Below are 14363 nucleotides of genomic sequence, written 5' to 3' on the forward strand. Positions count from 1 at the left end.
ACGAGGGGCGTATGCCGGAAAGGCCATGGGCTAAAGGGTTCATCAGGGAGCAGCTCGACGATATCGCCCGTCCACGCAATCTGTAGCCGGCATCCTCCGCTGTGTGTACCCGCCTTTGCTCACGGGATACTCCTCTTATTTACTTTGTACCAGGGATTCTTTGTAGGATCAAGTGCCGTTTGTAAATCGGCGTCCAAAATTGACCCACCTCAGCGGATACTGCATGCTCTCTGCAATGAACGACAGAGAGGAGCACATGAAAGGAGATGCTGATAGTGGAAACCATCCGTAAGATTCGTGTCGCATACCAGAGGGACCGAAAGACCATACGGCAGATAGCCCGTGAGTTCACCCTGTCCCGCAACACCGTAAAGAAGGTGCTCCGGGGCAATGCCACCGAGTTCACCTATGACCGTAAGACACAACCGAACTGTGATATCATTGAGACCGGAAACGATAGCTGGAGAATCAAGACGAGAAACGCAAAGAAAAACGACCGCTAGGGGTGGGTCAAAATTGGACGCCGATGGTGGGTCAAGATTCGATGCCGATTAACAATCGCCCCCCGATTCTCAGGCCCGCTCCTTATTCATTTCAAAGAAAGCTGACTAAGCTTTACCTTTGCATTCCTTCAGGTATTCGAAATACTGCTCTCTCGACATCCCAGCTGTTCTCATGTTGGATTTGATGAGTTCAGGATCGATACTGCTATAGGTGGGAATTACTACAGGCCTGAGCACGCCATCTTTAACATAGGCGCGATGAGAACCATCCTGTCTACTGAATGTAAAGCCAGCCTTTTGAAAAATGCATTCGAGAACTTTCCAGTGAACCGGCGTTAGGCGTGGCATGCTACAGCGCAACCACCTGAAACATTGAAGGGGATAGGTATTGAGACGTAATTTTGATCTTTCGGGGCATGAACTGTCTTCTTAACCAGCTTAAAGCCGCACTCTTTCAAGACTGCATCCAATGTCCCTCTCTCCAAGCAGGACACAAGGAACAACCTCAATGCTTCCGCCAGATTTCTCTTTGCCTCAGCTTCAGTATTGCCTTGTGAATATACATCAAGTACTGGACAGGAAGAAATATACACGTTTGCTTTTTTCTTTATCTTGACCGGCACTTTTACGATGAACTCTGCGATGGGCATATCTCGGCTCTCCTTTCTTTGATTGTTATCGGAGATGACTTCAACTTCATTATATCACGATAGCTGAAGGTCTTACAGCATAACTACAAGCGTCTGGTTTTGTCCAGTTTTCTTTGGCCATGCAGTGACATTCATGGTGTTTGATCAGGCACTAGCGATTATGTTAAAGGAACGCGACAGCAAACAGTTTTACAGGCGGATTTTAACAACCCCTCGTCAATCCGATAACTACATTTTGCATTTTGGGGACACTCCGGGGACGGTACTTTTTTACATAACAAAAAAATAAGCTGCTGAAATTAAATATAAAAACTGGCGGGGCGGACGGGGCTCGAACCCGCGACCTCCTGCGTGACAGGCAGGCGTTCTAACCAGCTGAACTACCGCCCCAATCTAAAAGCCGTGATGGGTAATGCGTTATCCGTGATCAGTTTAATGAGAAGAAAATCACGCTTCTTCTTCTGTTTACCGATCACCCGCCACCGATCACTGATTACGGTATGGATGGTAGGCGGAACAGGGATCGAACCTGTGACATCAGCCTTGTAAGGGCTGCGCTCTCCCAGCTGAGCTATCCGCCCGGGAATTTATATTTAACTATAGGTACGCGCCTTTTGTCAATTCCTTGCCAGGGGCCGTTTTGTGCTTTATGATGAAGAGGTATGGTCCTTCACGCACTCTTTTCTGCGGTGCTCCTGGTTGCGCTCGCCTCGTGCCCTGCGGCCCGCGCCGAGGTATACTCCTACGACGACAATGCCACCGTGATCGGCGCGGTCTCCGTTGCAACGATCACGGGCAAGGGCGAATCCCTCATCGAAAAGGCCCGGGAATTCGGTCTCGGCTACAACGAGATCGCCGCTGCGAATCCCGGCCTCGACCCCTTTATCCCGGGAAAAGGAGAGATGATTACGGTCCCGCGGTCATGGGTCCTGCCCCGGGTCCCTTCGTACGACGGCCTGGTAATCAATCTCTCCGAGATGCGGCTCTACGCGTTCCTGAAAAAGGGAAAGGACGGCCGGCGCCTCGTCGCCACCTTTCCGATCGGTATCGGCGCCGAGGGCAACGACACGCCGACAGGCGCCTTCACGGTTGTCGAGAAGAGAGAGAACCCGAGCTGGCATGTGCCTGAGTCGATCAGGAAAGAGAGACCCGGGCTCCCGCGGGTCGTGCCTCCCGGGCCTGATAACCCCCTCGGCTCCCATGCGCTCCGTCTCTCGCTCGGCTCTCTTCTCGTCCATGGCACCAACCGGCCCTGGGGCGTGGGCAGGCGCGTCAGCCACGGCTGCATCAGGCTCTACCCCGAAGATATCCCCCGCCTCTACCAACTGACACCGGTGGGAGCGAAGGTGGTCATCGTGCGGCAGCCGGTGAAGATCGGGGTCCGGGAGGGCCGCATTCATATCGAGGTCCACGAGGACCCTGCGGGTCCGGTGCATGAGCGGTATGATTACTACGACGAGGCGATGCTCTTACTGACGAGAATGGGGCTCGATGCCGGCCGGATCGATTACGACCGCCTCGAGCAGGCCATCAAGGAAAAGAGCGGTGTTCCTGTCGATATCTCCGATCGCGGCTTCATGCAGGATACCACTCCATAACCGGAAACGGGAGCGGCGCGTCCACGCAACGCCGGCCCCCGCCCTCCGGCGCTCCTACTTCCTCTGCTGCAGCTCGAACGCCTTTGCCGCGCGGTCTGCGGCTTTCTCAGCCCGCTCTGCCGCAGCTTCGGCCCGCCTGGCCGCGTCCTCTGCCCGCTTGGCGGCATCGGGATCGGCGCCCTTGGCAGCGCTGCGCGCTTCCTGTGCCATCGCCTTCGCGTCCGCAGCGTCGCGGCGCGCTGCATCGAGGTCAGCCGCCGACAGCGAGGGCCTGCCTTCGAGACCCGCCACCCGCTGCTCGAGCCTGCCGATCCGGTCGTTTAACGGCTCGACCTGCTGCCGCACATACTCCTTCGAAGCGCATCCGGACGAGAGAGCGAGCACAAGAGCCGTAACAGGGACCATGAACCGCATCATGAAAGCACCTCCTTTCCTCTCGGATGAAGTCATCAGGAATCCGTCCGCACCATTACGCCTGCTGCACGAAAAATCTAAATAAAGCGTATCACATTTCTTATTGCCTGTCATCGGGAGAACGATGGAAGAAATCGCGATACAAGGAGGGGAACAGGCCCGCTCCGCTGCCGCTCAGCTCCCGTGCCGTCCGGACCGGGAGCGCAGCATTACGAGGGCGCTTTTGAAGGCAAAGGCGGCAACGAAGAGGAGCAGGTTGATGAGGACGATCGTCGCGCCGGTAGGCAGGTCGGCGTAGAAGGAAAGGGCGATTCCCGCCACCACCGAGAAGACCGAGGCTGCGGAGGCGATGACGAGGGAGTGCCTGAACCCCCGGGCGAGCTGGAGCGAGGTGACCGCAGGCAGAATGAGCAGGGCCGAGGTGAGCAGTATTCCCACCACCCGCATGGTGAGCACGACCGTGACTGCGGTGAGGAGAACGACGACGGCATTGAGCCGGTCCGCATTGATGCCCGATGCCCTCGCGAACTCTTCATCGAAGGTGATCGAAAGGAGCTCGTGGTAATAGAGATAAACGATCAGCAGCGCAGCCATCGAGAGGACCACGGCGGTGAGGACCTCCGCGGCGCTGATCGCGAGGATATTGCCGAAGAGATAGCTGAAGAGATCGACATTGAAGCCGCCGGCAATGCTCGCCAGCACCACGCCCCCGGCGATGCCGAAGGCCGAGACGACGCCTATGGCGGCGTCGCCGTATATCCTCGCCTTCTGGGTGAGCTTGAGTATGCCCAGCGAGCTCAGCATCACCAGCGGTATAGCCGCGTACAGCGGATAGACCCTCAGGACGAGGCCGAGGGCGACGCTCCCGAAGGTGACATGCGCGAGCCCGTCGCCGATGAGCGAGAGTCTCCTGAGCACGAGGAGAACGCCGAGGTTCGAACAGAGCAGCGCCACAAAGACGCCTGCCAGCAGCGCCCGCTGGATGAAGCCGTACTGCAAGAGCTCGCCTACATTCATAGGCGGCTCTCCGCTTTCGAATTTCGGGATTCGAGTTTCGGGGTTATCGCTCTCATATCATCCATGCCGGTGGCAGATGAGATGCTGCGAGGCGATGCCGAAGAACTTCGCCATCCGGTCGGAGAGGCAGAACTCGGCGAAGCTGCCGTAGAAGATCACCTTCTTGTCGAGGTAAAGGAGCTTCGAGGCATACTTTCCGATGCTGCCGATGTCGTGCGTAATGAGGATCACCGTCACCCCGTGCTGCCGGTTGAGGTCGCGTATGAGCGCAAAAAAGTTCTCCCGTGTTTCGGGGTCGAGCGCGGTCGTCGGCTCGTCGAGGATCAGCACCGAGGGCTCGTGCACGAGCGCCCGCGCGATGAGCACCCGCTGCTGCTGCCCCCCCGAAAGCTCGCCGATGAGGTTATCCTTTATGGCAGCGATGCCCAGGAGGTCGAGCGCCCTCTCGATGGCCGACTTGTCCGCTCTCGTCCAGCGCCGGGGGAAGCGCTTTGTCGCGATCAGGCCGAGTCCTACGATCTCGGTCACAGTGGACGGGAAGAAGGGGTTGAAGGAGCCTATCCTCTGGGGCAGATAGCCCACCCTGCGCCGCTCCTTCAGCGACGCGGCCGGCTGCCCGAAGAGCGCCGCCGCCCCGTGCGAGGCCGGGAGCAGGCCGAGGATCACCTTGACGAGGGAAGACTTGCCCGAGCCGTTGGGCCCTACCAGGCCGATGTAGTCTCCCCGCTCCACCGCAAAGGAGATATCGCTCAGCACCTCGATGCCGTTGTACTCGAGGCCGACCCCCTCGAGCGCGACGACCGTTTCGCCCGCTGTCATCGGCACTGGAGTCCTATGGTGAGGTTATGGAGATTCTGCTCCATGAGCGAGAGAAAGGTGGTCCCGCGCTCGAAATCCTCCCGCGAGATGTTGTGCGCTCCGTGGAGCATCAGGAGCGCGGCCCCGGTCTCCCGCGCGATCGTCTCGGCTACGCGGGGAGTGATGAGCTCCTCGTAGAAGAGGTGTTTCAGCCCGTGCTGTCTCAACGTCCTGCTGACCGCGATGATCCCCTGCGGCGTGGGCTCGGCGTCCGGGGAGAAGCCGTAGGCGGAGACATGCGCGAGGCCGTACCGCCGCGCCAGGTAGCCGAAGGTGAAGTGGCCGCCGCTCACGATGGTGCGCCGTCTGCAGCCGTTCAGGGTCTCGCTGAACCGCCGGTCGAGGGCGGCGAGCTTCGCCTTGTACGCCTCGGCGTTCTTCCGGTAGAAGTCTCCGTTGGCCGGGTCTTTCGCGACGAAGCCTTCGAGGATCGTATCGACCATGACGATGGCATTCGAGAGATCGAGCCAGATATGGGGATCGACGGCTCTCCCGCTCTCGTGCCCGTGTCCATGATCGCGGCCGTGCGCCTCCTCTTTCCCCTCGTAAAGGGAGATGCCCCTGCTCGCGTCGACCACGAGGAGCCCGTGATTGTTTACCCCTTTGAGGATATCGTCGATCCAGGGCTCCATGTATTTATTCGTGTAGATGACGAGGTCGGCCCTGCCGAGGAGCACGACATCGCTCGGCTTCGGCTCGAAGCTGTGGGGCTCGACGCCGGGAGGGAGGAACAGCGTGACGTCCGCCCTCTCCTGGCCGATCTGCCGGGCGAAGTCGTAGAGCGGGAAGAGACTGGCGACCGCTTCGAGCCGCTGGCCGCCGGCGCCCCGGGGTTTTCCCGGGTCGCGGCTCTCGGGCTTCGTGCAGGCGGCGGCCAGCAGCACCAGCGCGAGCATGCCGGCTGCCCTGAAGAAACGAATGACGGCGCTCCGCTCACCCGGCACGGCGCTTCTCCTTGCCGACGCATTTCCTGCAGAGGCCGTTTATCTGGAGGATATGCGAGAGGACCCTCCCCTTGATCTTCTCGGCGACCTCCCGGGTGATCTCCTGCTCCGCGCAGAAGGCGACATCCTCCACCTTGCGGCAGGAGATACAGATGAAGTGGTGGTGGTGGCCTTCGTTCCTGCAGTAATAGTAGTAGAGCTTGCGGTCGGGGTGGATCACCTTCGAGATGACGCCGCCCTCGGAGAGCTCTTCGAGGTTCCGGTAGACCGTCGGGAGCCCTACCCGCCTGAAGCGCTCCTTCAGCCGGGCCCAGACCTCTTCGGGCCCCAGGTAGACGAGCTCGCCCGCGAGGATATCGAGGATCGCGAGCCGCTTCGGCGTCGCCTTGAGGTTGAGGCGCTTCAATGTCTGATGGTATGAGCACTGCATCGATCGGGCCGCCGGTGCCGTCCTGGTAAATGGAAATAATTTCTATTTATAAATCTTTCCATATTTCCTTGCCCCTGTCAAGTGCGCAGGGCGGCGGCCGCTCTTTGCATCGGTTTGATCAGGCGGGTGTCAGTGCGGCCTGTTCGGCCTTCGCTACGTGGGGGATCACCGGGAGGACGCTGTCGGGATTGAGCGATATGGAGTCGATGCCCGCCTCTACCAGGAATTCCGCGAATTCGGGGTAATCGCTCGGCGCCTGGCCGCAGAGGCCGACTTTGACGCCGCTCCGATGGGCGGTCTCGATCAGGCTCCGGATCATTCTCTTGACCGCCTCGTTGCGCTCGTCGAAGAGCGCTTTCAGCTCCGCCGAATCGCGGTCCACGCCGAGCACGAGCTGCGTCAGGTCGTTCGACCCTATCGAAAAGCCGTCGAAACGCTCCGCGAACTGCTCGGCGAGGATGATGTTGGAGGGTATCTCCGCCATGACATACACCTGGAGGCCCCGCTCGCCGCGCCTGAGCCCGTTGTGCGATAACACATCGAGCACCCTGTCGGCTTCCTCCAGGGTCCGGCAGAACGGTATCATGATGACGACGTTGGTCATCCCTATCTCGTCGCGGACCCGTTTGAGCGCCCTGCACTCGAGCGCAAAACCCTCCCGGTAACGGTCGCTGTAGTAGCGCGAGGCGCCGCGAAACCCGAGCATGGGATTCTCCTCCTCCGGCTCGAACTGCCGTCCGCCGATGAGATCGGCGTACTCGTTCGTCTTGAAGTCGCTCATGCGGACGATGACCTCGTCGGGGTAGCGGGATGCGGCGATCCTGGCGATACCGTACGCCAGGTTCTCGATGAAATACTCTGCCTTATCCCCGTAGCCCGCCGTAAGCTCTTCGATCGCTCTTCGCGCGTTCGTGTCCTCCACCTGATCGAAACGGACAAGGGCCATCGGGTGGATTTTTATGATGTTGTTGACGATGAACTCCATCCTCGCCAGGCCCACTCCTCTCACCGGCAGGCGCCACCACCGGAATGCCGCTGCAGGGCTGGAGATGTTCATCATCATCTGCGTCTTGACGCGGGGGACGTCCTCCAGGCGCATCTCGGTCTCCTCGAACTCGAGCATGCCTTTATAGATATGGCCCTGATCGCCCTCGGCGCAGGAGAGCGTTATCTCCTCGCCGTCCCGCAGGACCTTTGTGGCGCTGCCCGTGCCGACAACCGCGGGGATCCCGAGCTCCCTGCTCACGATCGCTGCATGGGAGGTCCGGCCGCCGTAGTCGGTGACGATGCCTTTCGCCTTCTTCATGATCGGCACCCAGTCGGGATCGGTCATCCCCGTGACCAGGATGGCCCCTTCCTCGAAACGGCCGATTTCATCGGCGCTCTTGATGACGAGGGCACTGCCCGCCGAAACAGCCTGGCCGATAGCGAGGCCGGTAAGCAGCAGCTCCCCTTTCTCTTTCAGCGCGTAGGACGTGAATACGTCCGCCTCTCTCCGGGACTGTACGGTTTCGGGCCGCGCCTGCACAATGAACAGCTCTCCCGTATCGCCGTCCTTGGCCCATTCCATATCCATCGGCACGCCGTAATGCCGCTCGATGACCGAAGCCCACCGCGCAAGCTGTACGATCTCGCCGTCCTCCAGGACGAACGCGCGGCGCTCCCCCATGGTGGTGTCGACATTCCTGGTGGTGCCGGTCCCTCCGGTTGCATAGACCATCTTCTTCTCTTTGGTGCCGAGGCTCTTCTCGATGATCGGCTTCAGCTGCGGATCCCTCAGCAGGGGCTTGAAGACCATATACTCATCGGGAGTCACCGCACCCTTGACCACGTTCTCGCCCAGCCCCCACGAGGCGTTGATCACCACCGCCTCCGGGAACCCGGTTTCGGTATCGATCGAGAACATCACCCCCGCGCTCGCTCTGTCGGAGCGCACCATTTTCTGCACCCCGACCGAGAGCGCCACTTTCATGTGGTCGAACCCGTGGGCATCGCGATAACTTATCGCCCGGTCGGTGAAGAGCGAGGCGTAGCACCGCCTGCATGCGTCGAGCAGCTCTTTCCCGCCGGTGATGTTGAGAAAGGTCTCCTGCTGACCGGCAAAGCTCGCCTCGGGAAGGTCCTCCGCAGTGGCGCTGCTCCTGACCGCGACATCCACATCCTCCGTGTCATAGCGGCGGCAGAGCTCCCGGTAGGCGCTCAGAACAGCCGCGGCGATCTGCTCCGGGATCTCCGCGTCCAGGAAGAGGCGGCGTATAGCCTTTCCCGCCTTGTCGAGCGGCATCGTCCCTGCACGCCACGCATCCAGATACGATGAGATCTTGCTTCCGATGCCGCCGGTCCCGAGGAACTTCCAATAAGCCTCGGCGGTAGTGGCAAAGCCGTCGGGCACGCGAATGCCTTCCTCCTTGAGGGAGCGGATCATTTCTCCCAGCGAGGCGTTTTTTCCGCCCACCGACGGCACGTCGCGCGAACCCAGGTCCTCGAACCAGCGTATATATTCTTTCGTCGATGTCATACTCGCTCCTTTTACCGGGAAGAGAGGACTTATTGATCTAATTCCTGATCTAATTCCTATTTATCAGGATTCCTTTCGCCTGTCAAGAAACGCTGCTCTCGCCCTGCCGCGCTCTCTCGACTCCCCGCAGGACCTCCATGACCGAGGCGAAGATGACCAGGATCATCGGGCCCGCTACGAGCCCCAGCAGGCCGAACTGCTGCACGCCGCCGATGACGCTGAAGAAGAGAACGGGAAAGGGCATGCGTGTCCTGCTGCCGATGACGTAGGGTCTCAGGAACTCATCCACCATGCTGATGCCGAACACCCCCACTGCGGCGAGGATGATGCCCTTGACGACCTCCTCTTGAACGAAGAGGTAGACGGTGACAGGGCCCCAGACAGCGAGCGTTCCGACTGCCGGAAGGAATGAGGCGACGGCCATGATGAATCCCCAGAGGACCGGAGACGAGAAGCCGAGGCCGAAGAAAGCGATCCCTCCCAGGAGTCCCTGGACCATGGCGATGACGACGCCGCCGTACATGGTCGAGAAGATGATGTCCTTGACGCGCCGCGCCACGGTCTCTTTCCGCTCCGCCGCAAAAGGCAGGGAGTCGCGGACCTTCCGGAAGAGCCCGGCGCCGTCCTTCAGGAGGAAGAAGATTGCGACCGTCATGAAAAAGAGATTGAGGAGTGCGGCAAGGAGGCTTTCGGCAAAGCCCGTGATCCTGAAGGCGAGCTCTCTTCCTGCTGTCGAGAGATTGCTCATGATCGTCCGGGTTACCTTCTCCTCGGGAACCGAGGTGATATCCGCAATCGCCTCGACCGCCTCCCGGAAGAGCGGGTGCCGGGCGATATCGCCGAAGCTCGATATCCCGCCGCTCTCGAGATATTCCGCGAGGGAGAACAGCTCCCTCCCCAGCAGAACCGCCACATAGGAGAGCGGGCCCGCGATGAGCGCGAGGATCAACCCCAGCACCAGGGAGGCGGCGAGAGATTTCCACCGCACATAGGTGAGGAGAAACGCATACACCGGGTGAAAGACGACCGAGAACGCGAGGGCCCATACGAGAGAGGAAAGGAACGGCGCTGCCACGAGATAGCTGAGATAGCCGAAGAGTACGGCGAGGACGATCAGGAGGGCGATATAGAATTTCGGAACGGCCATAGCGCCTCCGGTCAGGACGTGCCCCTCTTCGCCCTCCTCACCGCCTTGTCGATCTCGACGGCAGCGATGACCGTGGCAGCGACGGCGAGAATCCGCGCCCACTCGCCGACCGCTATCGGCTCGGTCCTGAAGACCCACTGGAGCGCCGGCAGATAAATGACCGCACCCTGGGCGAGGAACGAGGCGATCATGCCGTAGAAGAGAAACGGGTTGCCGAGAGGGCGCATCCGGAACACGGATTGGTACTCGGAACGGCTGTTCCACGCCTGGAGGAACTGGAAGACCACCATCGTGGTCACCGCAACCGTGCGCGCATGCTCGAGCGACCCCGGCCCCCTGAGGGAGATGAAGAAGTTATAGACCACGCCTGCCGAGATGAGGAGACCGACGAGCACCGTCCGCTCGATCAGCACCCGGGACATTATCCCTTCCCGTGGATCGAGGGGCGGCCGGGTAAGGACATTCCTCTCGCCCGGCTCGAACGAGAGGGCGATCACCTGCAGGCCGTTCGTCACCAGGTTTATCCAGAGAAGCTGCGAAGGCAGGTAGGGTATGGGCAGTCCCAGGAGGACCGTGCCGATAATCGAGATGATCGCGGCGATCCCGGTGGGAATGAGGAAGAAGACGACCTTGCGGATGTTGTCGAAGACGATCCTGCCCTCTTTCACCGCATTGAAGATGCTGGCGAAGTTATCGTCGGTGAGCACCATGTCCGAGGCCTCTTTCGCCACGTCGGTGCCGCTCCTGCCCATGGCGATGCCGATATGCGCCGCCTTGAGCGCCGGCGCGTCATTGACCCCGTCGCCGGTAACGGCCACGATCTCCCCGTTCGTCTTGAGCTGCTCCACGATCCTCAGCTTATGGTGCGGGGATACCCGTGCGTATACGGATACGGTCTTCACCTGCTCGAAGAGCGCCGCGTCATCCATCTCTTCCAGCTCCTTGCCGGTGAGGACCGCCTCATCGCCCTCGGCAATGCCGATCTTCTTCGCGATGGCCTTTGCAGTGATCGCGTGGTCGCCGGTGATCATCACGACCCGGATCCCCGCGCGCTTGCAGCCCTCGACAGCCTCTATCGCCTCGGGCCGCGGCGGGTCGATCATGCCCTGGAGCCCTGCAAAGGTCAACCCTGACTCCGCATCGTGGTGGGTCAGTTCGTCCATCTCCGGGGGGGCCTCTTTGTAGGCGAGGGCGAGGACGCGCAGCCCCTCCTCGGCGAACCGTGCCGCGCGGCGGGCGATCTCCTCTCTCTCCGGCCCTTCATCACCGTTATCGACAGAATACCGGGCGCACATGTCCAGCACCTTCTCGGGGCCTCCCTTGACGAAGACCAGGGTGCGCCCCCGGTGCCGGTGCAGCGTCGCCATGTATCCCCGTTCGGATTCGAAGGGGACGATCCCGATCTGGGGATACTCCTCCTGCTCCTCCTCCCTGTCGAGCCCCCCCTTGAGCGCAGAGACGATGAGCGCCGCCTCGGTAGGATCGCCGTCGGCCTTGTACCGCCCCTCCTCCTCGTAAATGTCCGACTCGTTGCAGAGCAGCCCTATGCGGAGGACACGCCTCAGACGCTGCATCGCTTCAGGGTCCTCGGCCTTCCCTCCTCCGCGTATCTCCCCTGCAGGCTCATAGCCGCTCCCCTCAACCTCATAGATACGCTTGCCATCATAGATCGCCTTCACGGTCATCTCGTTCTTGGTCAGGGTCCCGGTCTTGTCGGAGCCTATGACCGTCGTGCTGCCGAGGGTCTCGACCGCGGGGAGCTTCCTGATGATCGCATGCTGCCGCGCCATCCGCGCGACCCCGATCGCAAGGGTTATGGTAACGACGATGGGCAGTCCTTCGGGAACGGTCGCCACCGCAGCGGCGACCATGGTCATGAACATGCTCCGGATATCCTCGCCGACGAGGACCCCGACACCGAACAGCGCTATCGAGGCGGCGAGGACGATCACGCCGATCCATTTGGCGAACCGGTCGAACTTCCTTTGCAAGGGGGTCCTGCTCACCTCGAACTCCCTCACCTCGCTCGCGATCGTCCCGAGCACCGTAGCGGAGCCCGTGGCGACGACGACCCCTCTGGCCCTGCCGCTCAGGACAATGGTCCCCATGAAGAGCATGTTCCTCTGGTCTCCCGGGGACAGATGGTCCTCGTTGATCGGACGGGAATGCTTTTCGGAGGGAAGCGACTCACCGGTCAGCATCGCCTCCTCGACCTTCAGCTCGAGAGCATGGGTCACCCGCATATCCGCGGGCACTCTCGTGCCCGAGGCGAGCAGCACGATGTCGCCCGGAACCAGTTCCTCGCTCCTTATCTCCCGCTCCTTGCCGTCTCTCAACACCCGCGCCTTGGGGACCACCATCTGCTTGAGCGCCCGTATGCTCTGCTCGGCCTTGTACTCCTGGAAGAACCCGATGACCGCATTGAAGATGACGACCGCCATGATGACGCCGGTATCGATCAGCTCTCTCAGGATGAACGTGACTATCGCGGCGATGATGAGGATATAGATGAGCGGGCTGGCGACCTGGTGCAGGAGTATCCGGAGCTTGCTTATCTCCTCCTCTTCCGCGAGCTTGTTCGGACCGTACCGCTCGAGGCGCTCCTTCGCCGCTGCGTCGGACAGGCCGTGCTCGGAGGCGCCGAGCTCGGCAAAGGTCTCTTGAACAGTGCGCTGGTACCAGGTCTCGTTCATGGTGTCAGATGCTCCGGGAGCGGTGATACATACTGCAGGAGGCCGTCAATAGCACAGCGTAGAAATGGCGCGTTTGTTTCTTAGATGCTATCACCCCTCACTTCGGTTGTCAAACGAAAGGGCGAGCCTCCTCCCTAATTGGCCCGCCCTTGAGAAGCCCTTCCGTTAATGATATCCTTTTGTGTAGAGAGCGCTTCTGGCGCAGGGCATCGTCAACCAAGGTCGTCACCGCAGCAGCAGGAATGAGGTCTGCCGGATGAGCATGGGACATTTCGTGCGAAGCGCGTTCTGGATCGGGGTGTACTTCATCGTCGTGATGACGCCCCTTCTCGTTATGCTGGTCGGCCCTACGCCTCCGGGCCGCGGCTTCTGGCGGGAGCTCTCGGTCGGGCTCGGCTTTGCAGGCCTCTCGATGATGGGACTCCAGTTCTTCCTGACAGGGCGCTTCCGGAGCATCACCTTTCCCTACGGGATAGATGTGGTCTACCACTTCCATCGCTCCATTTCGCTGATCGCGTTCCTCTTCATCCTTCTTCACCCTGTCATGATCTTTGCTGCGAGTCCCGACGCCCTTGTGCTTATGATCCCGGCAATGATGCCGCGGCGGACGGCGGCAGGACTGCTCGGGCTGCTGGCGTTCGGCATAGTGATCGGGACATCCCTCTACCGGATGAAGCTGGGCCTGCGCTATGAGGCATGGCGTGCTCTTCACGGGTACGCGTCGGTTGCGGCGGTGACGCTCTCGGTCGTCCATATCGTGGGCGTCAGCTACTATGTGCAGGGGAACCTGAAACGGGGGGTCTGGATTGCGGTAGTCATCGCATGGGTACTCGCCCTTGTCTACGTGCGGCTCATCAAGCAGGCGAAGATGCTCAAAGCTCCCTATCGAATAGAAAGGGTCATCAAGGAGCGGGGGAGATCGTGGACCCTGGTGCTCAGTCCCGAGGGCCACGAGGGCATGCGCTTCAGGCCGGGCCAGTTCGCATGGCTCACGGCAGGCAGGTCCCCGTTTTCGATCAGGGAGCATCCCTTCTCCTTTTCATCGAGCGCCATGGACACGAGGACGATCACGATGACCGTAAAGGAGCTCGGCGACTTCACGGGGAAGATCGGGGAGATACCGCCCGGCACCCGCGCCTATATCGACGGTCCGTACGGGACCTTCACCATCGATACGAGGAACGCGCCATCTTATGTCTTTATCGCGGGAGGCGTCGGCATCACGCCGGTGATGAGCATACTCCGCACCATGGCCGACCGGCGTGATGCGCGGCCCGTGGTGCTCATCTACGGGAACAAGACCTGGGAGGAGGTGACCTTCCGGGAAGATCTCGAGGAGTTGAAGCAGCGTCTTGCGATGCGGGTCGTGCATGTGCTCGACAGTCCGCACGAAGGCTGGGAGGGAGAGCGGGGCCGGGTTACAGCCGGGCTCATAGCCCGCTATCTCCCGGAGAACAGGATGGAGTGCGCGTATTTCATCTGCGGGCCTGAGCCGATGCAGCGCGGTGTCAGGGCCGCCCTGGATGCACTGGGACTGCCGCTCGAGCAGGTCGAGTCCGAGAGCTTCAATTTCGTATAGCGACAGGGGTGA

General features: G+C 60.7%; 12 protein-coding genes, 2 tRNA genes and 1 pseudogene. 3 read left to right on the forward strand and 12 right to left on the reverse strand.

Going from position 1 to position 14363, the window contains the following annotated elements; translation table 11 throughout:
- The first annotated feature begins 266 nt into the window (after positions 1 to 266).
- Positions 267 to 428, forward strand: a pseudogene (locus AB1805_03995) (helix-turn-helix domain-containing protein).
- Between the two features lie 180 nt (positions 429 to 608).
- Here AB1805_03995 and AB1805_04000 read toward each other — a convergent pair.
- From AB1805_04000 to AB1805_04015, 4 genes are all read right to left on the reverse strand, one after another.
- Positions 609 to 851: a type II toxin-antitoxin system HicA family toxin gene (locus tag AB1805_04000; protein ID MEW5744589.1), complete on the reverse strand. Its 243-nt coding sequence runs from the start codon at positions 849 to 851 to the stop codon at positions 609 to 611.
- The gene (locus tag AB1805_04005; GenBank protein MEW5744590.1) at positions 839 to 1153 is read right to left on the reverse strand and encodes a hypothetical protein; all 315 of its coding nucleotides are present in this window, start codon (positions 1151 to 1153) and stop codon (positions 839 to 841) included. Before AB1805_04005 ends, AB1805_04000 begins: the two co-directional genes overlap by 13 nt.
- A 313-nt stretch (positions 1154 to 1466) precedes the next feature.
- A tRNA-Asp gene (locus tag AB1805_04010) sits at positions 1467 to 1543 on the reverse strand.
- 115 nt (positions 1544 to 1658) lie between these two features.
- Positions 1659 to 1734, reverse strand: a tRNA-Val gene (locus AB1805_04015).
- A gap of 81 nt (positions 1735 to 1815) precedes the next feature.
- On the opposite strand from AB1805_04015, the gene AB1805_04020 reads away from it, so the two are divergent.
- Positions 1816 to 2751 (forward strand): L,D-transpeptidase family protein, encoded by a 936-nt coding sequence (locus tag AB1805_04020; GenBank protein ID MEW5744591.1) that lies wholly within the window; start codon positions 1816 to 1818, stop codon positions 2749 to 2751.
- Between the two features lie 54 nt (positions 2752 to 2805).
- On the opposite strand, the gene AB1805_04025 is transcribed toward AB1805_04020, so the two are convergent.
- The 8 genes from AB1805_04025 to AB1805_04060 all read right to left on the reverse strand — a co-directional run bounded on the left by AB1805_04025 (position 2806) and on the right by AB1805_04060 (position 12772).
- A complete protein-coding gene (locus tag AB1805_04025; protein ID MEW5744592.1) occupies positions 2806 to 3168 on the reverse strand; it encodes a hypothetical protein in 363 nt (120 codons plus the stop codon).
- A gap of 171 nt (positions 3169 to 3339) precedes the next feature.
- Positions 3340 to 4182 (reverse strand): metal ABC transporter permease, encoded by an 843-nt coding sequence (locus AB1805_04030; GenBank protein MEW5744593.1) that lies wholly within the window; start codon positions 4180 to 4182, stop codon positions 3340 to 3342.
- Between the two features lie 57 nt (positions 4183 to 4239).
- Positions 4240 to 5001 (reverse strand): ABC transporter ATP-binding protein, encoded by a 762-nt coding sequence (locus tag AB1805_04035; GenBank protein ID MEW5744594.1) that lies wholly within the window; start codon positions 4999 to 5001, stop codon positions 4240 to 4242.
- Positions 4998 to 5984, reverse strand: a complete 987-nt coding sequence (locus AB1805_04040; protein ID MEW5744595.1) for a metal ABC transporter substrate-binding protein — start codon at positions 5982 to 5984, stop codon at positions 4998 to 5000. The genes AB1805_04035 and AB1805_04040 overlap by 4 nt, the downstream gene beginning before the upstream one ends.
- Positions 5974 to 6414, reverse strand: a complete 441-nt coding sequence (locus tag AB1805_04045; GenBank protein MEW5744596.1) for a transcriptional repressor — start codon at positions 6412 to 6414, stop codon at positions 5974 to 5976. The genes AB1805_04040 and AB1805_04045 overlap by 11 nt, the downstream gene beginning before the upstream one ends.
- 118 nt (positions 6415 to 6532) lie before the next feature.
- The gene (gene ppsA, locus AB1805_04050) at positions 6533 to 8932 is read right to left on the reverse strand and encodes a phosphoenolpyruvate synthase (GenBank protein ID MEW5744597.1); all 2400 of its coding nucleotides are present in this window, start codon (positions 8930 to 8932) and stop codon (positions 6533 to 6535) included.
- Between the two features lie 82 nt (positions 8933 to 9014).
- Complete coding sequence (locus AB1805_04055) at positions 9015 to 10079, reverse strand: AI-2E family transporter (protein MEW5744598.1); 1065 nt, start codon at positions 10077 to 10079, stop codon at positions 9015 to 9017.
- 11 nt (positions 10080 to 10090) lie between these two features.
- Positions 10091 to 12772, reverse strand: coding sequence for an HAD-IC family P-type ATPase (locus AB1805_04060; protein MEW5744599.1), 2682 nt, complete (start codon positions 12770 to 12772; stop codon positions 10091 to 10093).
- A gap of 262 nt (positions 12773 to 13034) precedes the next feature.
- On the opposite strand from AB1805_04060, the gene AB1805_04065 reads away from it, so the two are divergent.
- Positions 13035 to 14351: a ferric reductase-like transmembrane domain-containing protein gene (locus AB1805_04065; GenBank protein MEW5744600.1), complete on the forward strand. Its 1317-nt coding sequence runs from the start codon at positions 13035 to 13037 to the stop codon at positions 14349 to 14351.
- Positions 14352 to 14363 lie beyond the last annotated feature (12 nt).

It is taken from the genome of Nitrospirota bacterium, from assembly GCA_040752355.1.
Taxonomy (GTDB): Bacteria; Nitrospirota; Thermodesulfovibrionia; order Thermodesulfovibrionales; family Dissulfurispiraceae; genus JBFMCP01.